This is a genomic window from Isoptericola hypogeus, from assembly GCF_039531145.1.
GTDB classification, from domain to species: Bacteria; Actinomycetota; Actinomycetes; order Actinomycetales; family Cellulomonadaceae; genus Isoptericola; species Isoptericola hypogeus.
Window position 1 is genome coordinate 79,032 of sequence record NZ_BAAAPM010000004.1, and the last position, 20,419, is coordinate 99,450.

The window sequence follows — 20,419 nt, forward strand, 5'->3', positions numbered from 1 at the left end:
CCTCAGCTCCAGTCCACGATGACCTTGCCGCAAGCGCCCGACCTCGCTGCGGCGAACGCATCGACCCATTTCTCAGCCGGGAAACGGTGCGTGATCACCGACGCGACGCGACTCCTGAGGAGGTCGGACTGCTCGAGCATGGAACTCATCGCGTACCAGGTGTCGTACATCTCGCGGCCGTAGATCCCCTTGATCGTGATCATGTGGGTGACCACCCGGCTCCAGTCGATCGGATAGCGGTCCTTGGGCAGGCCGAGCATGGCGACGCGACCCCCATGATTCATCGCCGCCAGCATCTCTTCGACGGCAGCCGGGACGCCGGACATCTCCAGGCCCAGGTCGAACCCCTCGCGCATGCCGAGCTCGGTCATGGCGGCGGTCAAGCCGGAGCGGCCTGCGTTGACGACGAGGTCGGCGCCCATCTCGCGCGCCAGGTCGAGCCTGTAGTCGCTGACGTCGCTGACCACCACATGGCGCGCCCCGACATGTCGGGCGATGGCCGCCGCCATGAGCCCGATGGGGCCAGCGCCGGTGATGACGACATCCTCGCCGGTCATGGGGAAGGACAGCGCCGTGTGGGTCGCATTGCCCAGCGGATCGAAGATCGCACCCAGGTCGGGGTCGAAGCCCTCGGGCTGGGGCCAGGCGTTGGAGGCCGGAATCACCACGTAGTCGGCGAAAGCACCGTCGCGATGGACACCCACGCCACGGGTGTTGATGCACAGGTGGCGACGCCCTGCCCTGCAGCTGCGGCACGTGCCGCAGACGATGTGGCCCTCACCGGAGACGCGGTCGCCGACGCGCAGGGAGGAGACGCCCGGTCCGACAGCGACTACGTCGCCACAGAACTCGTGTCCGAGCACCAGCGGAGCCGTCACGGTGGAGGCAGCCCAGTCGTCCCACGCCTCCAGATGCAGATCGGTGCCGCACAGCCCCGCACGGAGGACCCGAATCTTGATCTCTCCCGGGCCGGCCTCGGGCTCTGGCACGTCGATCAGCTCCAGGCCCGGCCCGGGCCTGAGCTTGGTCAGTGCCCGCATCAGGCGTCGGGCTGTCTGGTGTAGAACCACGCCCGGATGTCGTCGGAACGGGGTGTTTGGACCGGCACGGCGATGCTCCGCTCTACGAAAGCTGCAGTTGTGAAAGAGGTTTATAAATAGCCTGCGAAACCATGGTGGGGGTGAGCGGCAGTTGTGTCAACAGGCGCAATTCGGCATGTGAGATGCGACGTGGATGGACGAGATGAGGTGCGGGACCCTCACGGGGCGCCCGTCGCCGAGGTACCGGCCGCCATCTGGGTCCCCGCGCCCCGGTCCTGTACGCCTACGCACCCGACCGGACACCGTTATCGCCGACCGGGCCTACACAAGAGCAAGCGCTCCGACGAGGAAGGGCGCCTCGCGTCAGACACCGTGACCTACTGGTCGGCAACGTGGTCTAGTTGCTGCGCCTCCACCACCTTGTCGACGTCGAAGAGGTCGGTGTCCTGGGCCGGCTGTACCGCGGCGCTCGTGCAGGGGTCGATCCTGCCAGGACTCGGGGCGAGGGGGCAGGGCCTCACCCGCTACCGTGGGTGCGGCGCAGGCGCCGGGAAGGTCGTGACGACGAGATCATGGTGAGCCTCAACCAGCTCGAGGTGCTGGTCGCGGTCGTCGAGGCCGGCGGTTTCTCAGGCGCGGCGAAGGCCATGTACCTCAGCCAGCCATCGGTCTCCAACCACGTGCGCAACCTGGAGAGCTCGCTCGGCGTCCGGCTCGTGGAGCGCACGACGGCGGGCGCGCGGACCACGCCCGCGGGTGACGTCGTCGTCGACCACGCCCGCCGGATCTTCGGCCTGCTGGACTCGCTCGAGCAGGAGGTGGCGAGCTACCGCGGCCTCGGCGCCGGCCGGCTCCTCGTCGCCGGGACGACCACCCTCGGCACGTACCTCCTGCCGCGCCTGGTCGCGGACTTCTCCTCCCGCGCACCGAACGTCGACTGCCAGATCCGGGTCGGCAACGAGCAGGCGGTGGAGGAGTGGATCGTCCGGGGCGAGGCGACCCTGGGGCTCTGCATCGACGAGCCGCGCGAGCACCTGGAGTCGGAGCCGCTGCTCGAGGACGAGATCATGCTCGTGGCCGGCCCCGGCTCGCGGCTGGCCGGCCGGGTTCTGGAGCCCGGCGACCTCCGTGGCCAGCGGTTCCTCCTGCGGGAACGCGGCTCGGCGACCCGTCGCCTTCAGGAGGAGATCCTGCACGCCTGGGGGCTCGAGTCGGAGGCCCGGTGGGAGCTGTGGGGTCCGGAGACGCTGAAGGAGGCAGCCGCCGAAGGGCTGGGCGTCGCGCTGTTGTCGGAGCACGTGACGGTCCGCGAGCGCGCGGCCGGCCAGCTCGTCGCGTTGCGCGTGGAGCCGGCGCCCCCACGGCGCACGGTCTCGCTCGTGCGCCGGGGAGACCGCGTGCTCACCCCGCCCGAGGAGGCCTTCGTCGCGATGCTGCGGTCGCTGGGCTCCTGGCCGGGGTGAGCACGGGCGGGGTCAGTACCGGAGGCAGGCCGAGCGCAGGTCGGTGTAGAAGTTCCACACCGCCGGGGAGCACTCGGGAGCCCCCAGCTGCGACGCCTTGGCGCCCATGTGCGGCAGGTGCGAATAGGCGCCCACGCCCGGCCGGTTCACGTGCAGCATCCCGGCCTCGAAATCCTGCAGGGACTGGAAGATCAGCGCCGGGTCCTGGGTGAAGATCGTCCCGGACATCCCGTACCGCACCGAGTTCGCGATGCGCATCGCGTCGTCGTACCCGTCGCACGTCACGACCGACAGCACGGGACCGAACACCTCCTCCTGGGCGATCTCCGCGTCCCACGCGACACCGTCGAGCACCGTGGGCCGCACGAACCATCCCGGGGTGTCGAGTTGTGCCGCGCCGCCGCCGGCCACGACCGTCGCGCCGTCCGCGGTCGCCCGGGCGACCGCGTCGAGGCAGGCCCGGTACCGCTCGTCGTTCACCACCGGCCCGATGTCCGCGTCGGGGTCCCACCCCGGGCCGATCGTCATGGCGTCCACGCGGGCGACGAGCCGCCGCACCAGCTCGTCGTGCACCCGGCGGTCGACGACGACCCGGCTCGTGGCGGAGCAGCGTTGCCCGGACTGCCCGAACGCCCCGTGCACGACGGCGTCCACGGCCGCGTCCAGGTCGGCGTCGGCGAGCACGATCAGCGCGTTCTTGCCGCCGAGCTCCAGCTGGGTGCGCATCAGGCGCCCGGCGCCGGCCCGGTTGATCGCGGTGCCGACCGGCAGGGACCCGGTGAACGAGATCCCGGCGACGCGGGGATCGTCGACCAGCGCCTCCCCGGCCTCCCGGTCGCCCTGCACGAGGTTGAGGACGCCATCCGGCAGCCCGGCGTCCACGAATGCCTGGACCAGGAGCGCCGACGTCAGCGGGGTGAGCGGCGACGGCTTGAGCACCGCAGTGCAGCCGGCCAGGAGCGCGGGCGCCACCTTCCACATGGGGATCGCGACGGGGAAGTTCCACGGCGTGATCAGGCCGACCACCCCGATCGGCCGGCGGAACGTCATCGCGACCGTGCGCGGCTCCTCGGCCGGTGTGGTCTCGCCGTTGAGGCGCCGCGCCTCGCCGATCGTGAACTCGAGGATCGTCAGGGCGCGCGTCACCTCCCCGCGCGCCTCGGACAGGCGCTTGCCCTGCTCGCGTGTGATCGCCCGGGCCAGGTCCTCCGACCGCTCCTCGAGGAGCCGCGCGGCCCGAGTGAGGTATCTGGCGCGCTCGATCGGTCCTGTCGCGTCCCACGCATGCTGCGCCCGGGCCGCGGCGTCGACCGCGGCGGTCACGTCGGCGGTGACCGACTCGGCGAAGTCGCCGACGACGTCGGTGGTGTCGGCAGGGTTGACGTTCGGGCGGGTGCTCCCGCTGGCGCTCGGTACCCACACGCCGTCGACATGGTTGAGCAGGTGGTCGGGGGCGACCTTGAAGTCACGTAGCACGAAGGGCTCCTTACTGGGACGCGGGTTGGTCGAACGGTCCGGGAACGTCGGTCTGGGCAGTGCCGCCGAAGTCGATCGCGACACGGGGAGCGACACCGTTGCGGGCGAGATCGACGGCCGCGACGATCTCGGTCAGTGGCAGCGAATCGGGGATGAGATCGGCGAACAGCTGCTGCTTGTCGGTGCGTCGGAGGAAGTCGACGGCCTCGGTCAGATCATCGACCCGGTAGTTGTGGCTTCCGACGACGGTGGTGAGGTTCTTGACGTAACCGCTGGGCTCGAAGCTGACCTCCGGCGCGGGAGAGACAGAGCCGACGAGGGCGATCCGGCCGCCCATGTCGACAATCTCGAAGGCCGATTGCACGGCCCTGCTGTTGCCCGAGACCTCGAAGATGACGTCGGCACCGAGTTCTGTCGCCGCGTCCGCGAGCTGCTCGGGCGGAAGGGCCGCGGTGGCGCCGAACTGCCGGGCAAGGTCGCGGCGGGTGGGGTCGACGTCGCAGGCGATGACGCTCTCGACGCCGAGTTCGCGGGCGTATGCGACGGCGGTGAGTCCGAGCATTCCGCAGCCGATCACGACCACGGAGTCTGCGGCGGTGAGCTCGACTCGACGAGCGGCGCAGGTCACGGTGGCAGTGGCGCAGTTGGCAGGCGTCGCGACGGGAGCGGGCAAGTCTCTCGGGAGTCTCACCAGGCCGGTGCCGGCGACGAGATGCACGTGCGAGCCGAAGCCTCCGTTGAGCTTCCAGTGGTCGTCCATCGCCTCGTGGCCGTACTTGCGCACGGTGAGGCATTTCTGCGGTATGCCTCGCCGACACCGCCGACACGTTCCGCACGAGGTGCCGATGGTCCAGGTGATGCGATCGCCGATGCTCAGCGTCCCGCCGTCGGACGTCGCGGCCTGGCCGCCGATACCGACGATGTGTCCGATGGCCTCGTGACCGAGGACGGTCGGCAAGGGTGTGGGCCGGTCACCGCCGATGGTGTGGAGGTCACTGCCGCAGATGGTTGCGAGCTCGGTCTCGACCAGGACCTCACCGGGGAGAAGAGTGGGCAGCGGAACGGTGGTGATGGAGAAGCCCTTCTCGGGCCCTGACCAGACGGCGGCCGTGGCTCGATCCGTCGTGGTGCGGGTCGTGTCGGGCTGGGTGCTGAACATCGGATCGTCCTGTCGAATGAGGTGGGTACGAGTCATGGGCTCAGCGGCGGATGGTCGAGGTCACCACGGCGCTCGCACCGCAGCAGATGGCGACGACGAGGAAGATCAGCCCGGCGTCACCACCGTTCCGGTCCATGAGGTGGCCGATGATCGGCTCCGCCGCGCCGGCGAAGAGATATGCGAAGAAGTTGACCACCCCGACCGCCGTACCGGCCATGACCTTGCCGGCGAGGTCGGGGCACAGCGCCCAGAACGACGATTGTGGCCCGTACACGAAGAACCCACAGAGGAAGAGCAGGACGATGCCCAGGCCGGCGCCCGGGTCGGTGATCCACATGGTCAGCGAGCTCAATGCCCCGAGCGCCATGAAGAGCATGATCGGCCGATCGCGACGTGAGCCGAAGATCCGGTCGGAGAGCTGGCCGTTGACCAGTGCCCCGACTGCCATCCCGACGGGGAGAGCCACGGTGATCCAGACCGCGTTGGAGGTGTCCTTCCAGGAATCGCCGAGGAAGTACACCGGCACCCAGACGAGCAGGCCGTAACGGGCGGAGTTCTGGAGGCCGATCGCCACCCCGGTGATCCAGATCTTCGGGATACCGAGCACGGCCCTGTAGCGGTCACCCGAGCTCAGTCCCCTTGCCGCCTCCGGTTCGAGAGCGACGTCGTCCTCGTCGTGGGTGAAGGACCGCGGCGGAATGATGCCCGCATCCTTCGGGGTGTCCCGCGCGACGATGTAGAAGGTGATGCCTCCGACGAGCATCAAGAGCACCGGCAGGCGGAACAACCACTGCCAGGCAAGGTCGAAGGTCTCGATGGTCAGGGTCGAGGTGACGTAGACGAGCACCGACGATGATCCGGCTGCGAGGGTGTAGAACCCGAAGCTCTTGCCCCGCTCGTGGTGGCTCCACCAGTTCGAGATCACGCGGCCGCCCGCCGACCAGCCCATCGCCTGGACGAACCCGTTGGCGCCCAGGGCGAGGGCCATGCCCCAGAAGTTGTGCATGAAGCTGGCGAGGATGCAGAAGGTCGTCGACAAGATCGCGCCGAGGGCCATCAGCCGCCGTCCGCCGAACTTGTCGGCGAGGTTGCCGTTGACCATCTGACCGATCGCGTAGGACCAGAGGGCGATGCCGCTGATGGTGCCCACCGTGGCCTTGTTCCAGCCGAACTCCTCCTGGATTCCGGGGATCGCGAAGCCGAGAGCCTGGCGGCCGGTGTAGAAGAAGAGGTAGCAGAACATCGCTGCGAGGAGCATCCGCCAGGCGAGCCTACGGAACGTACGTTCGGAGACTGGCTCGCCGGTTGGAGCCGTGCTGGTGTCGAGAGTGCTGGACATCGTTGTCACAGGCCTTTCTCAGCAGGGGTCGAGGTGGTGCCCGCTTGTCGGGTGTGGTGGCGGGTCGGAGGCGGTCAGCGTGTGGCCGGCACGGCTACGGGCGCGTTCTCCTGGGAGACCACCGTTGTCGCCACCCAGAAGGCGTCGTAGTTGTGGACGTACGCCGGGAGCCCGTACGCCTCGTCGAGCTGCTCGGGACGGGGCAGGGTGCGGTTGACGACGAACGGGATCTGCAGCTCGCCAAGCGCGCCGTGCGAGCGCAGCGGGGCGTCGAGGCCGCCGAGGTCGTGCCAGGCCGTGTAGCGGCCGAGCGCCGTGCCCTTCTCCGCGAGGACCACGAGGTCCCCGATGCGGTCCGGCGGGAGCGAGAACGTCACCGCGGCCTCGTTCCGGAGGTACACGGCCTCGATGCCGTCGATCTCGCGCAGGGTGCTCGCCGCCGACCCGGCATCGGCGCCGACGGGCAGGTGCACGCTCGCGAACGATCCGAGCGCGCCGTGGTGCACGGTGTACGGGTCGGTGATCGGCAGGATGACGCGGAGCTCGTCGGCGCCCGGCTCGATGTCGGACGTCCCCAGGATCCGCCGGACCTCGTCCTCGACGTAGACGACCTTCGCGATCCCCTCGCCGTCCGTCTTGGCGCTCATCCCGTGGTCGGCGGTGAGCACGACGATCGCGCCGAGCGCGTCCAGGGCCGCGGCGTAGCGGTCGATCATCGCGTAGAAGTCGTTCGCCACGGGCGTGCCGGGGGCGTTCTTGTGCTGGATGTAGTCGGTCAGCGACAGGTACATGAGGTCGGCGCCGCGGGTCTTGAGGATCTCGACGCCGGCGGCGAGCGCGAACTCGCTGAGGTCGGACGAGTACACGCTCGGCAGCGGCCTGCCGACCAGGTCGAGGACCCCGTCGATGCCGTTGGCCTCGATGGTGGCCTGGTCGGCCTTCTCGGCGGAGAAGCAGATGCCCCGTCGACGCGGCTCGACGAACTCGCCGACGCCGTCGAGGTCCGGGCCGGGCTCGACCAGGCCGGCGCCGAGTAGCCGGCGGAGTTTGTCCTTCGCGGTCACGACGACGACGTCCAGACCGGCGTCGTTCGCGGCGCCGAAGATCGTCGGGACCCGCAGGAACCGCGAGTCGTTCATCAGCACCTCCTCGCCGGTCGTCGTGTCGAAGATGTAGTTGCCGCTGATCCCGTGCGCAGCCGGCGGGCGGCCGGTCGCGATGGAGACGTTGTTCGGGTTCGTGAGAGCCGGCATCGCGCAGTGCGCCTCCCACGACGAGGCCGTGGACTCCAGGGCTCCGGCGAGCCACGGCATCCGGCCGGCCTCGACTGCGCGGCGGTGATAGTCGGGCTCGCTGCCGTCGATGCAGATCACGACGACGGGTGCGTCCGGCATGGTGTAGGTGCGGTCGTTGACGGTGAAGGACGTTGCGCTCACGGGGTCTCCTTGGTCGGCCGGGGGTCGAGGTCCGAGGCTCACCACGTTCTCGGTAGCCCGCGGGGAAGGGAACTCCCGATCGCCCTATGCCTCCCATAGCCCGGACGGGACGGCGCCCAACCTGGCCCAGATGCCCGCCGACGCAGCCCGACGTCCCGACCCTCGACGTGCTCGACCTCGACCCCGCCGCACCGTTGCCCGAGGGTGCGACTCTGCTGGACGTGCGCGAGCAGGACGAGTGGGACGAGGGGCACGCGGCGGACGCCGTGCACATCCCGCTGGCGGAGGTCGCGTACGAGGGATCGGTGAGCCAGCCGGGTGGGTCCTGGACACCGACCGAGACCAGCATGGTGTTCAGCAGCCCCTCGTCGGCAAGCAGGGGCCTGCCGTTCACCGAGGCGACCACGGCGGACAGGATCACCGGAGTGAAGTGAACACCTCCCGGCACCGCCCTCAATCGGTTCAGGCCAACCGAGACAGCGGCAGCGCCGCCGCGGTGAACGGCTGGGCCTATTGTCCCAAGAGCGGGAGCGTGCCCACGGATCAGGCGGGCCGCCGCCCCTCAAGGATCCGAAGGAGGGTGCACGCCCATGCTGAACTTTCGGGTTCAGGTGATGCGCGGGGGTGTTCTTCTCGGCGCTGGCTGAGCGCGCGACCGGTGGACCCGTGCCGAGGCCCGGGTCCACCGGTCGTCACGTCATCTCGGCGCCGCGGTCACGCGTTGAGCGCCGCGGTCGGCGAGGTGCGCGCGGCGCGGGCGGCCGGCAGCGCCCCGGCGACCGCGCCGACCAGCACGGTCGTGCCGACGCCGGCGGCCAGGACCACGGCCGGCATCGCGACGAGCCATCCGTTCGACGCGGCGACCACCGCGGTGATGGCCCACCCGATCGCGGTGCCGGCGACGCCGCCGTAGAGGGCGAGCAGGATCGCCTCGACGAGGAACTGGGACCGCACGTGCCCGCGGGTGGCGCCGAGCGAGCGGCGCAGGCCGATCTCCTGGCGCCGTTCGAGCACGGTGATCACCATGGTGTTCGCGACGCCGATGCCTCCGACGAGCAGCGCGATCGACCCGATGCCGACGAGCAGGCCCGTGAACGCCTGGTCGATCGTGTGCTTCGCGGCGAGCGCGTCGGACGGCCGGCTCACCTTCACCTCGTGCGGCGACTCGGGGTTGATCGTCGCGGGCAGGAGCTCGCGCACCTGGGCGACCAGGGCGTCATCGCTGCGCTCATAGAGAATCGTCGGCGAACCGTCGAAGCCGAGGACCTCAGTGGCGACGGGCGTGCCGACGAGGGCGGTGGTGTCGAGCTCCGGCGCGAGCGGCGAGGGGTCGAGGATGCCGGCGACCGCGAACTGCTGGTCGCCCAGCCAGACCAGGCTGCCGACGGTAACGATGCCGAGACGTTCGGCGGCCGTCGCGCCTAGCACCACCGTGGGGTAGCGCTCGGTCGCGGTGTTCAGCCATGCCCCGGTCGCGAGGGCGGAGCCGGTGGTCGTGAGCAGGTCCTGGTCGGTCGCGGCGACCGTGAGACCCAGGGTTGCCCCGGGATCGACGCGGTCGTTGCGGTAGACGTGCGCGTCGAGCGTCGCCGTCCAGCTCGCCTGCTCGACCCCCGCGACCCGGCGGACCCGGTCGACGGCGTCGGGGGACAGCTTCGCGTCCTCGCCGAAGAGGTCGGTCCCGGCCGTGACGGTCAGCAGGTTCGTGCCGAGGGACGCGAGCCGCTCCTTCACGAGGGCCTGGCTCGAGGTGGAGATGCCGACCACGGCGATCATCGCGGCGATGCCGATGGCGATGCCGAGCGCCGAGAGGGCGGCGCGCAAGGGTCGCGCCCGCAGGCCGTGGAAGCCGAGCCCGAGGAGATCCCCAGGCCGGAGGCGGGAACGGAGGCCGGTCATGAAGGAGCTCCTGTCAGCAGGCCGGTGCGTCGCCTGTCGCTGACCAGCCGGCCGTCGCGGATGCCGACCTGTCGCGGCATCCGTTCGGCGACCTGATGGTCGTGGGTGATGACGACGACGGCTGTCCCCGAGGCGTTCAGGTCGGCGAGGATCGAGATGACCGTGTCGCCGGACCGGGTGTCGAGCGCACCCGTCGGTTCGTCGGCGAGCAGCAGCGCCGGCTCGCCTACCACGGCGCGGGCGATCGCCACGCGCTGGCGTTCTCCGCCCGACAGCTCGTGCGGACGATGGTGGGCGCGAGCGGAGAGCCCGACCCGGTCGAGCGCGGCGGCGGCGCGGGCGCGCCGCTCGGGGGCGGCCGTGCCGGTGTACAGCAACCCCGACGCGACGTTGTCGACCGCGCTCACGCCCTCGGCGAGGTGGTACTGCTGGAACACGAACCCGATGCGGTAGGCCCGCAGCGCCGAGAGCTCGGCGTCGCTCATCGTGCGCGTGTCGAGCCCGTCGACGTGGATGGTGCCCGAGGTCGGCCGGTCCAGGGTGCCGACCAGGTTCAGCAGGGTCGACTTGCCCGAACCGCTCGGGCCGACGACCGCGACCATCTCGCCGCGGGCGATCTCGAGGTCCACCCACGAGAGCGCGACCGTCGGCGGCGAGCCGTAGGAGCGCGAGACCCCGCGCAGCGAGACGAGTGGTGTGGTGGTCATCGTCCGACCACGACCTCGTCTCCGGCCTCGAGGTCGCCGCCGGTCACCTCGACCAGGTCGCCCGCGAAGATCCCGAGCTCGACCGGGACGCGGCGTGTCGTGTCGCCGACGACGACCTCGACCGCGTACCCGCCGTCGGAGGTGGCGAGCAGGGCAAGCACGGGCGCCAGCAGGACGTCCTCGCGCTTGACCACGCTGATCTCGCCGGACACGGTCACGTCGTCGAGCCCGTCGGCGGCGGACTCGTCGTCGAGCGTGATCGTCAGGGGCAGCATCAGCTTCTTCCCGCCGTCGCCGTCGTCCTGCTCGACCGGGGCGCCGACGGAGGTCACCGTGGCGTCGGCCACCTCGCTCCCCGGCAGCGTCACCCGTACCTTCGCGCCAGGCACGGCGACGTCCTTGAGGTTCGGGTCGACCGAGGCGCTCACGCGCTTGGTCGTGCCGGAGACGCTGACCACGCCTGGGCCGGCGGGGTCGCCGACGCGCGCCTGGTGCGCGGTGACGCGCTGGGGGCCCGGGGCGAAGACGATGCGTCCGGGCTCGATCGTGCCCGTCCGCTCGAGCCCCAGCGACTCCTGCCAGTCCTTGATCGCCTCGGCCGTCCACGAGGTGAACGACTCGTCGACCGTGCCGTCGAAGAACCCGAGCGCTGCCAGGTTCTTCTCGAGCTGCTGCACGTCGGGCCCGTCGTCCATCCCGGCCGCGACCACGCGCCACACCGGCAGCTTGCCGCGGAACATCACGACCGGCTGGTCGTCGACCCGGAACAGCACGCCGCCCGGCTTGACGACCGACCCCACGCGGGGCATCTCCGTCAGCGTGCCGCTGAGGCTCGTGCCGAGGTCGTGCGCGCCGCTGTAGCCGAGCCGGCCCGACAGCCGCACCCGGTCGGTGAGGTCGCCGCGTGCGATCAACTGCGACTCCGCGGTGACGCCCGCGGTGTCGGAGGCGGTCGCCTGCGGCCGGTTCACCGCGAACAGGGTCGCGGTGATGCCGACCGCGGCGACGCACGCGCCCGCGACGAGCCACGCCCGCCCGCGCCTCCGGCGCCTCCGGGGCACGTGCGCGGGCGCGGTGGCGGCCGGGTCCCGCTCGTCGGCGGTCACTGCCCGACCTCGGACAGCATCGAGACGCCGGCCTCCTCGCTGCACGCCGCCGCGACCTCGGGATCGACGTCGTCCGGCTGCTCGCCCAGCTCCATCGCGCCGTCGGCCGACATCTCGGGGTCGGGGAAGTCGTGGCCGGCCTCGCGCATGCACGCGGCGAAGTCGAGCATGGACTGGTTCAGCTCGTCGAAGTCGGGCTCGTCCGCCTGCACGGGCGACGGGCCGACCTTCTCCTCGCAGATCTTGCCGGCGGCGTTCACCTCGTCCATGTCGACCGAGGCGGAGTCGTCGTCGAACCCCTGCATCGACCCCTCCACGTCGGTTTCGGAGCCGGACCCGGACAGGTCGACGCCCTGGTCCTTCATGCAGTCGTTGTACGCGAGCTGCCAGTCGTCGAAGCTCTGCTCCTGGGAGTCGGCCACGGGGTCGGCGGTGGCCGGCTCGGGGTTCTGGGAGCAGGCGGCCAGCACGGTGGCCAGGCCGATGCCGGCCAGGGCGAGCGCTGCGCGGGGTCCGCGGCGGGTGAGATGCATCATGGGAGTTCCCTTCGGTGGGCTCGGAGTTCGAGGTGGCACCAGCACACCCGTCGGGCCGTGACGTCGGGGTAAGGGCGGATGCTTACGAGTTCGTTATCCGAGGACCTGTTCACTGGAGCCTTTCCGGCAGACTGGAGGACCCGTGCGCGTGCTGATCGTGGAGGACGAGCCGTACCTCGCCGAGGCCGTGAAGTCCGGGCTGGCGCTCGAGGCGATCGCCGCGGACGTGGCGGCCGACGGCGAGGCCGCGCTGTACAGCCTCGACGTGAACGAGTACGACGTCGTGGTCCTCGACCGCGACCTACCGGGCGTGCACGGCGACGAGGTCTGCCGGACGCTCGCCCAGCGCGAGGAGCGCCCAGCGATCCTCATGCTCACCGCGGCGCGCCGCGTGGGCGACAAGGTCAGCGGCCTCGAGCTCGGTGCCGACGACTACCTCTCCAAGCCGTTCGAGTTCCCCGAGCTCGTGGCGCGGGTGCGCGCCCTCGGCCGGCGGCGGTTCACCGCGCTGCCGCCGCAGCTCGAGGCGGCCGGCGTCGTCCTCGACCCGTTCCGTCGGGAGGTGTTCCGCGACGGGCGCTACGTGCGGCTCAGCCGCAAGGAGTTCGCGGTGCTCGAGGTGCTCATGCGAGCGTCCGGCGGCGTCGTCAGCGCCGAGACCCTGCTCGAGAAGGCCTGGGACGAGAACGTCAACCCGTTCACGAACTCCGTGAAGGTCACGATCTCGGCGCTCCGGCGCAAGCTCGGGGAGCCGTGGGTGATCCGCACCGCACCCGGCGCCGGCTACGCGATCGACGTGCCCCGTGACTGACGGCCCGGCGCCCCGCCCCCGCACGTTCCGCCTCACGGTGCGCGCGCGGCTCGCCCTGACCTACGCCGGACTCATCATGATCGCGGGCCTCGTGCTCCTGGCGATCCTCACGTACTTCCTCGTCATCGCGCCCACCTACGAGTTCCCCGGCACGGGCACGGACGGTGTGTCGCAGGTCCCGTCGGTCGACGTCGACGACGGCCGGTCGGACACGGGTGGCGGCGGCACGCCGGACGACGGGGTGACCTACCAGGACTCCGTCGAGCCGCTGGTCGTGAGCTCGCGGGACGACGTCATGCGCCTGTTCCTCTGGGCATCGGCCGGCGCGCTCGTCGTCCTCGCCGCCGGAGGAGCGTGGGCGGGTTGGCTCGTCGCCGGGCGGATGCTGCGCCCGCTGCAGGAGGTCAACCGCGCCGCGCACCGTGCCGCCCGCGGCCACCTCGACCACCGCATCGCCCTGCAGGGGCCGCGGGACGAGATCCGCGAGCTCGCCGACACCTTCGACGAGATGCTCGCCGAGCTCGAGCGCTCGGTCGGCGCGCACCGCCGCTTCGCGGCGAACGCCTCCCACGAGCTGCGCACGCCGCTCGCCACGAACCGCGCCATGCTGGACGTCGCGATCACGTCGCCGGAACCACCCGACCGGGCCGTCCTCGAACGCCTCCGCGAGACCAACGAACGCAGCATCGCCACGGTCGAGGCGCTGCTCGACCTCGCCGAGGCGGAGTCGGCCGAGGCCGCCGAGCCCCGGCGCGTCGAGCTCGGCGCACTCGTGGCGTCCGTCGTCGAAGAGACCCGCGCCGAGGCCGCGGGCGCGACCGTCCGGCTAGGGGCCGAGATCGCGCCCGTGGCCGTCGACGGTGACGAAGTGCTCCTGCGGCAGCTCGTCGGCAACCTGGTGCAGAACGCCGTCCGCCACAACCTGCCTGACGGCTCAGTCACGGTGTCCACGAGTACCGACGGGCCGGCGGTGGTCCTCGAGGTGTCGAATACCGGACCCGAGCTGGACGCCGCCACCGTCGGCACCCTCACCGCGCCTTTTGCCCGGGGAGGCGGGCGCACCCGGGCCGCCGCCGACCGCGGTCGCGGCCTCGGCCTGTCGATCGTCGCGGCGATCGCCGCCCGGCACGACGCCGAGCTCGACCTGGCCCCGCGCGACGGCGGCGGCCTGCGCGCCCTCGTGCGGTTCCCCCGCTGACCCACCCGGACACCACATCTAGCCCCATCGCGGCCATCCCCAGGACGTAGAACTTGGGTGCCTCGAGGGTCCGTCAGTGCCTCCCAGCTCGCGTGGCCCTGGGGCTGCTGGCGTGCGCCGACGGCTCCCGCGAGCCGACCTCAACCTGGTCTTCGCGCCGCTCGAGGACATCGAAGCGAAGCACTTCGCACAGAAGGCAGCGAGCCGTTTCGGGCCGTGGCACAGCATGACCAGGTCGGTGAACCGGCTCGTCATACTGCGCCGCTCCCGGCGCGACGGTCTCCAGTTCGTCGAAGCTCCGCGACATGATCGTGCGCACGTGCACGGTAACGTGCTCGGCGAGCCAGTCCCACCTGGCCAGCGTGAACAGCTGCGGCAAGTCCCGCTCGTCGAACGGGGTGCGCCCCCGGCACCATGAGGAACGGATCGGGCGACGACCGACAAAACTGCGTTCGAGACAACTGTCCGCGACATAGAACCGCAAGTCCCCCTGCTTCGCGAACTGCGATGTCTCAGGACATGGATGGCAGTTCTGCATCAGGACATCGGCGTGTGCCGCTGCAGGTCCGGGCTCGGGTGGACCCGCGCCTGCGGGCATGATGACTGGGTGCCGACCATGACCGAAGCGCGCCTCATCTGTGAGGGCCGGGTCGAGGACCAGCTCGAGGCTCCGGCAACGGCAGAGTTCACGGACGGAACGGCGAGCGGGACGCCGTCGGGCTACACCATCACCGGCTCGGTCGACGCAGAGAACTCGTTCGGTGCGTTGGTCCGCAGCGAGTGGACGTGCTCGATCCGCTACGACGAATCGAGCGAGGAGTGGCGGGGCGGCGCCAGCCTCGCCGGTTCGTAGTCCGCGGACAGTTCGCAGGAGGTCCGATCGTGACCATTCTCGACCGTCGCCTACCAATGAAAGATCCGCATGATTCCAACGCTGCCAACACTGCCAACACTGCCCTTCGGTACCGCTTCTCGGCGAACCTCGCCCAGACTTGACCGTTGGCCCAGAACAGGTCCAAAACCAGCGCAACCGCTCCACACCAGCCCGAGGTGTCGCGCTATCTTAGAGTCTCCGCTTGATTGGTGACCCTGCAAAACCCGAGGTCACCCAGGGTTTCCCAGGTTCTTAGACGGCGCGCGTGGTCCGCGGAACCCGTGCCAGAGGGTCGCTGGTTCGAATCCAGTCACCCCGACCATCGCCCGCCTGCACGAACACGAACGGTGCAGGTGGGTGAACCCGTCGCCGCTCAGGCGGTGTCGTAGCAGGCCACGGTTCCGGCAAGGCGGCCGGCGGCCAGGTCCTCCCGGCGGATCACCCAGTGGATGGTGCCCAGAAGGCCGTCGTCGTCCGTCCCGAACTCCGCGAGCAGTACCCAGTCGCCCGGGCCGTGATCGGTCCCGCGGACGGCGTCGTTGTTCCAGACCCAGGGGTAGCCGCCGATCTGCACCGGACCGCCCTTCTGCACCTCGCCGGCGATGTCCCACCACACCTCGCCCAGCTCGTCACCGTGCTCAAAACCCTCGCTGTAGTGGTCGCCGCGGTTGGGCAACGAAGGATCGATCTCCAGATGAAGGTCATGGGCCTGGTGGACCTGCCGTGGTTGCTCGTCGCCCGGGCCTCGTTCGGAGACGGGCGTGCCGGCCGGGACGTGGACGAGCCGGGACCAGCCGCGTCGTCTCATCGGGGCCAGATCAGAGGTGTCCGCGAAGAAGAGCAGCGTGCCGTCGGTCGGCAGCGGGAGGTCCGTCGCGTCCGGTGGGACGGCCGCGAGGTCGATCGAGGCGAGGAACGGCAGATCCGGAACGGGCTCGTCCTCGGGCAGCCGCGGCAGCCCGCCGAACCGCCCGACCACCGGGCCGCCGGTCGGCAGCCCGCCCAGGCTCGCGCACGGGCGGACGTTCGTGTCGAGCCACCGCTCGACCTCGTCCTGCGGTATGCCGAGATCGCGGGCACAGTCACGGAACGGATCCAACGACCTCATCCGGGCAGGGTATCCAATGGTCAGGCTCCAGGCGCTGGCCGGTCACCGCGAGCTCAGCCGTCTGCGGGCGCGCAGCTCAGGCCAGCTCGCGCGGGTACGCGACGACGTCGACGAGGGCGCCGCGGCGCCACACCGTGACCTCGATGCGCCGTCCGATGGCGCCCTCGACCATGGCCCTCTGCACCGCAGTCACGGTGACCACCGGCTCGCCGTCGAGCTCGACGACGATGTCGCCGCGGAGCAGGCCGGCCTCCGCGGCGGGGCTGCCGGGCGTCACGTCGGCGATCTGCAGGCCCGTGGGGGTGCCGAGGCGCGCGGCCAGGCGCGGGGGCAGCGGGGCCTGCGCGCCCGCGATGCCGAGCCAGGCACGGCGGACGCGGCCGGTGGTCATGAGGCTCGTGACGATCTCGCACGTGGTGGTGTTGATCGGCACGGCGAGGCCGACGCCGATGCCCGCCACCGCTGTGTTCACGCCGACCATCCGCCCGGCGCTGTCGGCGAGCACCCCGCCGCTGTTGCCGGGGTTGAGGGCGGCGTCGGTCTGGATCACCTCGTCCACGACGCGGCCGGCCGCGGTGGGCAGGGAGCGGCTCAGGGCCGAGACGATGCCCGCCGTCACGCTCCCGGCGAGCCCGAGCGGGTTGCCCAGGGCCACGACGAGCTGGCCCACCCGCAGCCGGGCGGCGTCCCCGAGCGGCACGGGGGCGGGCACGTCGGCCCGCGTGTGGAGCACGGCGAGGTCGGACAGCGGGTCGCGGCCCACGACGTCGGCACGCGTGCGCGTGCCGTCGGCGAACGCCGCCTCGGCCGCCTCGGCGCCGGCGACGACGTGCGCGGAGGTGAGGAGGAACCCGTCGCCCGTGATGACGCTGGCGCTGCCCACGCCCTGACCTCTGCGGGTCGTGACGGTCAGGCTCGCGACGCTGGGCAGCACCCCGTCGGCGACGGCGACGACGGCTCGGGAGTACGCGTCGAGCGCGTCGGCATCGTCGGGGCGTGCCGGGTCGGCGTCGCCGGCGGGCGGGATGACGAGGGCCACACCGGTGCAGCGCCCCGGCGGGGGTGCGTTGTGCCCGTGTTCGCCGACGGCGGAGAGGGGGTGCTCACGGGCACCCGACCTTGTGGAAGTCGTCCGGGTCGTCGAGCGGGAACAGGTAGCAGACCTCGTCCGCGACCTGCCCGGTGGGCTGGCCGAAGAAGTCCGTCTCCGGCCGGGTGTAGCGGACCGTGACGGTGGCGTCGTCCTGGACGACGACCTCGCCGTCCTCGATGTCGTCCACGCCGCCGAGGTGGAGCTCGTTGCGGTCCAGGTCGGCCAGCTGCCAGGCCCACCGTGGCGAGGTCTGCCACACAGGCTGCAGCGCCACGAGCGCCAGAGCCGCGACCAGGGCTCCTGCCGTCACCACGACGACGACCGCCACGGTCCTCCTTCGCCTCGTCGTCATGGCGCAAGCGTGCCAGAGCGGGCCCCTCGCGTGGTGTGCCTCACGACTGTCGATCGGGGCGGCGCGGTGGCGTACCATGGACGGGTTGCCCGTACGCCCGTCGTATGGCCAGTGTCAAGCACTGGATCCCGCGCCGCAGCAACCAGACCGGCTCGCGCCGGCCAGACGCGCGCGCACGCACCCGACACGTTGGAGACCATCGAAGTGAAGAGCGCCGTCGAGACCCTGGACCCCACCAAGGTCAAGCTGACCGTCGAGGTGGAGTACGACGAGCTCAAGCCGAGCATCGACCACGCCTACAAGCACATCGCGGAGCAGGTGAACATCCCCGGCTTCCGCAAGGGCAAGGTGCCCCCGCGCATCATCGACCAGCGGGTCGGCTGGGGCGCCGTCGTCGAGCACGCGGTGAACGACGCGCTGTCGGGCTTCTACCGCGACGCCGTCACGGCCGAGTCGCTGCGCCCGCTGGGCCAGCCGGACGTCGAGGTGACCGAGGTCCCCGCCGCGGCCGGCGAGGGCCAGCTGGCGTTCACCGCCGAGGTCGAGGTGCGCCCCGAGATCACGCTGCCCGAGCTGTCGGCCATCGAGATCACGGTGGACTCCACCGAGGTGACCGACGCCGACGTCGACGAGCGCCTCGAGTCGCTGCGCGAGCGGTTCGGCACCCTGGTGGGCGTGGACCGCCCGGCCGTCGAGGGCGACTACGTCGTCATCGACCTCAAGGCCGTCATCGGCGACGAGGAGATCGACTCGGTCTCCGGCGTCTCCTACCAGATCGGCGCCGGCAACATGCTCGAGGGCCTCGACGAGGCGCTCACGGGCCTGTCCACCGACGAGACCACCACCTTCGCCACGAAGCTCGCCGGTGGCGAGCACGAGGGCGAGGAGGCGCAGGTCACCGTGACGGCCACGGCCGTCAAGGAGCGCGACCTGCCGACGCCGGACGACGACTTCGCCCAGCTCGCCTCGGAGTTCGACACCCTCGACGAGCTCAAGGCGGACCTGCGGGAGCAGGTCGTGTCGACCAAGACGTCGAACCAGGCCGTCGCCGCGCGCGACCTCCTGCTCGAGAAGCTGATCGAGGCCGTCGAGGTCCCCGTGCCGTCCGGCGCCGTCGAGGCCGAGGTGCACCGTCACCTCGAGAACGAGGACCGCCTCTCCGACGACGAGCACCGCGCCGAGGTCACCGTGGACGCCACGAAGGCCCTGAAGAACCAGATCCTCCTGGACACCCTCGCCGAGAAGCTCGAGGTGCAGGTCGGCCAGGGGGAGCTCGTCGAGTACCTGGTGCAGGCCTCGCAGCAGTACGGCATGGACCCGAACCAGTTCATCTCCTCGCTCGACCAGGGCGGCCAGATCCCCGCCATGGTGGGCGAGGTCGCGCGCTCCAAGGCCCTCGCGGTCGCGCTGCGCGAGATCGAGGTCAAGGACGCCGACGGCAACGTCGTCGACCTGACCGAGTTCATCGGCGACGAGGAGGCCGACGCCGCCGAGGCGGACGCCACCGAGACCGTGGCCGAGGACGCCGAGACCTCCGACGAGTCCACCGCGGCTCCGGACGAGGCCGCCAAGGCCTGAGGCCCCGGCGCGCCGCACGCGCCCGACGGGCCGCACCCCTCGCCGAGGGGTGCGGGCCGTCGTCGTCCGCGCCGCGGGGCGGGGCGCGAGGGTGCCCTGTGCGCCTGCAGCGAAAAGGCCCGCCGCCGGGACGTTTCGCCCGACCTCCGCACGTTAGGGTCGAGCGACGGCGAACAGAAGGAGACGGACGTGAACGACCTGCTGCAGATGGACGGTTCGACCCCGATGGCGCGCGCCGACGGCGCGAACCTCGGGCTGAACGACTCCATCTACAACCGGCTCCTCAAGGAGCGCATCATCTGGCTCGGCTCGGAGGTGCGCGACGAGAACGCGAACGCGATCTGCGCGCAGATGATGCTGCTCGCCGCCGAGGACCCGGACAAGGACATCTGGCTGTACATCAACAGCCCCGGCGGCTCGATCACCGCCGGCATGGCCATCTACGACACGATGCAGTACATCCAGCCCGACGTCGCGACCATCGCGATGGGCATGGCCGCCTCGATGGGGCAGTTCCTGCTCTCCTCGGGCGCCAAGGGCAAGCGCTACATCACCCCGCACGCCCGCGTGCTGATGCACCAGCCGTCCGGCGGCGTCGGCGGCACCGCGACCGACGTGCGGATCGGCGCGCAGCTCATCATGCACATGAAGAAGGTGCTCGCGGAGCTCACCGCCGAGCAGACCGGTCAGCCGCTCGAGAAGATCCTCAAGGACAACGACCGCGACAGCTGGTTCACCGCCCCCGAGGCGTTGGAGTACGGCTTCGTGGACCACGTCGTCACGACGGCCTCCTCGGTCTCCGGCGGTGGCGGCACCGCGGCGTCCTGACGCCGCGCCCGTCCCGCCACAGCGACGAACCCCAGACTTCCACCGAGGAGAGAACACCGTGAGCTACTCCGACGAGTACCAGTTCGCCATGCGGGCCCAGAACCTGGCCGGCGGCGCGGGCCGCCCCGGCGGCGTCGCGCTGCCGCACGGCGCCCCGTCGTCCCGCTACGTCCTGCCGCAGTTCGAGGAGCGCACCGCCTACGGCTTCAAGCGCCAGGACCCGTACACCAAGCTGTTCGAGGACCGCATCATCTTCCTGGGCGTGCAGGTCGACGACGCGTCCGCGGACGACGTCATGGCGCAGCTGCTGGTGCTGGAGTCCCAGGACCCGGACCGCGACATCATGATCTACATCAACTCGCCCGGCGGCTCGTTCACCGCGATGACGGCGCTGTACGACACGATGCAGTTCATCA

Annotated in this window: 21 protein-coding genes and 1 tRNA gene; 9 read left to right on the forward strand and 13 right to left on the reverse strand. The window is 70.9% G+C overall.

The window, feature by feature from the left end; genetic code table 11:
• Positions 1 to 2 precede the first annotated feature (2 nt).
• The gene (gene tdh / locus ABD254_RS11710; protein WP_344248599.1) at positions 3 to 1,040 is read right to left on the reverse strand and encodes an L-threonine 3-dehydrogenase; all 1,038 of its coding nucleotides are present in this window, start codon (positions 1,038 to 1,040) and stop codon (positions 3 to 5) included.
• A gap of 575 nt (positions 1,041 to 1,615) precedes the next feature.
• Between tdh and ABD254_RS11715 the strand changes: the two genes are divergently transcribed.
• A complete protein-coding gene (locus tag ABD254_RS11715) occupies positions 1,616 to 2,503 on the forward strand; it encodes a LysR substrate-binding domain-containing protein (RefSeq protein ID WP_344248600.1) in 888 nt (295 codons plus the stop codon).
• Between the two features lie 12 nt (positions 2,504 to 2,515).
• Here the strand turns inward: ABD254_RS11715 and ABD254_RS11720 are convergent, their stop codons facing one another.
• The 4 genes from ABD254_RS11720 to phnA all read right to left on the reverse strand — a co-directional run bounded on the left by ABD254_RS11720 (position 2,516) and on the right by phnA (position 7,913).
• On the reverse strand, positions 2,516 to 3,979 hold the full coding sequence (locus ABD254_RS11720; protein ID WP_344248601.1) for an aldehyde dehydrogenase family protein: 1,464 nt from the start codon (positions 3,977 to 3,979) through the stop codon (positions 2,516 to 2,518).
• Positions 3,980 to 3,989: 10 nt separating this feature from the next.
• On the reverse strand, positions 3,990 to 5,138 hold the full coding sequence (locus ABD254_RS11725) for a zinc-binding dehydrogenase (protein WP_344248602.1): 1,149 nt from the start codon (positions 5,136 to 5,138) through the stop codon (positions 3,990 to 3,992).
• 40 nt (positions 5,139 to 5,178) lie between these two features.
• Positions 5,179 to 6,396 (reverse strand): MFS transporter, encoded by a 1,218-nt coding sequence (locus tag ABD254_RS11730; protein WP_344248603.1) that lies wholly within the window; start codon positions 6,394 to 6,396, stop codon positions 5,179 to 5,181.
• A 155-nt stretch (positions 6,397 to 6,551) separates the two neighbouring features.
• Positions 6,552 to 7,913: a phosphonoacetate hydrolase gene (gene phnA, locus ABD254_RS11735; RefSeq protein ID WP_344248604.1), complete on the reverse strand. Its 1,362-nt coding sequence runs from the start codon at positions 7,911 to 7,913 to the stop codon at positions 6,552 to 6,554.
• 167 nt (positions 7,914 to 8,080) lie between these two features.
• Between phnA and ABD254_RS11740 the strand changes: the two genes are divergently transcribed.
• The gene (locus tag ABD254_RS11740; RefSeq protein ID WP_344248605.1) at positions 8,081 to 8,347 is read left to right on the forward strand and encodes a rhodanese-like domain-containing protein; all 267 of its coding nucleotides are present in this window, start codon (positions 8,081 to 8,083) and stop codon (positions 8,345 to 8,347) included.
• Between the two features lie 280 nt (positions 8,348 to 8,627).
• Here ABD254_RS11740 and ABD254_RS11745 read toward each other — a convergent pair whose 3' ends face one another.
• The 4 genes from ABD254_RS11745 to ABD254_RS11760 are packed head-to-tail and all read right to left on the reverse strand — an operon-like array spanning position 8,628 to position 12,161.
• Positions 8,628 to 9,812 (reverse strand): ABC transporter permease, encoded by a 1,185-nt coding sequence (locus tag ABD254_RS11745; protein ID WP_344248606.1) that lies wholly within the window; start codon positions 9,810 to 9,812, stop codon positions 8,628 to 8,630.
• A complete protein-coding gene (locus ABD254_RS11750) occupies positions 9,809 to 10,519 on the reverse strand; it encodes an ABC transporter ATP-binding protein (RefSeq protein WP_344248607.1) in 711 nt (236 codons plus the stop codon). Before ABD254_RS11750 ends, ABD254_RS11745 begins: the two co-directional genes overlap by 4 nt.
• Entirely contained in the window at positions 10,516 to 11,625 is a 1,110-nt protein-coding gene (locus ABD254_RS11755) for a peptidoglycan-binding protein (RefSeq protein ID WP_344248608.1), read from the reverse strand. The genes ABD254_RS11750 and ABD254_RS11755 overlap by 4 nt, the downstream gene beginning before the upstream one ends.
• Entirely contained in the window at positions 11,622 to 12,161 is a 540-nt protein-coding gene (locus tag ABD254_RS11760) for a hypothetical protein (protein WP_344248609.1), read from the reverse strand. Before ABD254_RS11760 ends, ABD254_RS11755 begins: the two co-directional genes overlap by 4 nt.
• A gap of 142 nt (positions 12,162 to 12,303) precedes the next feature.
• Here ABD254_RS11760 and ABD254_RS11765 point away from each other — a divergent pair, with 142 nt between their 5' ends.
• Positions 12,304 to 12,972 carry a response regulator transcription factor gene (locus ABD254_RS11765; protein ID WP_344248610.1) on the forward strand — a complete coding sequence of 223 codons (669 nt, stop codon included), beginning with the start codon at positions 12,304 to 12,306 and terminating at the stop codon, positions 12,970 to 12,972.
• Positions 12,965 to 14,170 (forward strand): sensor histidine kinase, encoded by a 1,206-nt coding sequence (locus tag ABD254_RS11770; protein WP_344248611.1) that lies wholly within the window; start codon positions 12,965 to 12,967, stop codon positions 14,168 to 14,170. The genes ABD254_RS11765 and ABD254_RS11770 overlap by 8 nt, the downstream gene beginning before the upstream one ends.
• Positions 14,171 to 14,243: 73 nt before the next feature.
• On the opposite strand, the gene ABD254_RS11775 is transcribed toward ABD254_RS11770, so the two are convergent.
• Positions 14,244 to 14,654, reverse strand: coding sequence for a hypothetical protein (locus ABD254_RS11775; RefSeq protein ID WP_344248612.1), 411 nt, complete (start codon positions 14,652 to 14,654; stop codon positions 14,244 to 14,246).
• Positions 14,655 to 14,777: 123 nt separating this feature from the next.
• On the opposite strand from ABD254_RS11775, the gene ABD254_RS11780 reads away from it, so the two are divergent.
• Positions 14,778 to 15,023 carry a hypothetical protein gene (locus tag ABD254_RS11780; protein ID WP_344248613.1) on the forward strand — a complete coding sequence of 82 codons (246 nt, stop codon included), beginning with the start codon at positions 14,778 to 14,780 and terminating at the stop codon, positions 15,021 to 15,023.
• 193 nt (positions 15,024 to 15,216) lie between these two features.
• Positions 15,217 to 15,366: transfer RNA gene (locus ABD254_RS11785), tRNA-Arg, on the forward strand.
• Between the two features lie 51 nt (positions 15,367 to 15,417).
• Here the strand turns inward: ABD254_RS11785 and ABD254_RS11790 are convergent.
• The 3 genes from ABD254_RS11790 to ABD254_RS11800 form a co-directional block, all read right to left on the reverse strand.
• Positions 15,418 to 16,152 carry a DUF1963 domain-containing protein gene (locus ABD254_RS11790; protein ID WP_344248614.1) on the reverse strand — a complete coding sequence of 245 codons (735 nt, stop codon included), beginning with the start codon at positions 16,150 to 16,152 and terminating at the stop codon, positions 15,418 to 15,420.
• Between the two features lie 76 nt (positions 16,153 to 16,228).
• Complete coding sequence (locus tag ABD254_RS11795) at positions 16,229 to 17,191, reverse strand: S1C family serine protease (RefSeq protein ID WP_344248615.1); 963 nt, start codon at positions 17,189 to 17,191, stop codon at positions 16,229 to 16,231.
• 64 nt (positions 17,192 to 17,255) lie between these two features.
• Complete coding sequence (locus ABD254_RS11800; RefSeq protein ID WP_344248616.1) at positions 17,256 to 17,597, reverse strand: hypothetical protein; 342 nt, start codon at positions 17,595 to 17,597, stop codon at positions 17,256 to 17,258.
• Positions 17,598 to 17,801: 204 nt separating this feature from the next.
• Between ABD254_RS11800 and tig the strand changes: the two genes are divergently transcribed.
• The 3 genes from tig to ABD254_RS11815 all read left to right on the forward strand — a co-directional run.
• The gene (gene tig / locus ABD254_RS11805; protein ID WP_344248771.1) at positions 17,802 to 19,175 is read left to right on the forward strand and encodes a trigger factor; all 1,374 of its coding nucleotides are present in this window, start codon (positions 17,802 to 17,804) and stop codon (positions 19,173 to 19,175) included.
• A gap of 207 nt (positions 19,176 to 19,382) precedes the next feature.
• The gene (locus ABD254_RS11810; protein ID WP_344248772.1) at positions 19,383 to 20,003 is read left to right on the forward strand and encodes an ATP-dependent Clp protease proteolytic subunit; all 621 of its coding nucleotides are present in this window, start codon (positions 19,383 to 19,385) and stop codon (positions 20,001 to 20,003) included.
• Between the two features lie 88 nt (positions 20,004 to 20,091).
• Positions 20,092 to 20,419: ATP-dependent Clp protease proteolytic subunit (locus ABD254_RS11815; protein WP_425553770.1), on the forward strand; the 328-nt coding region annotated here is incomplete at its 3' end.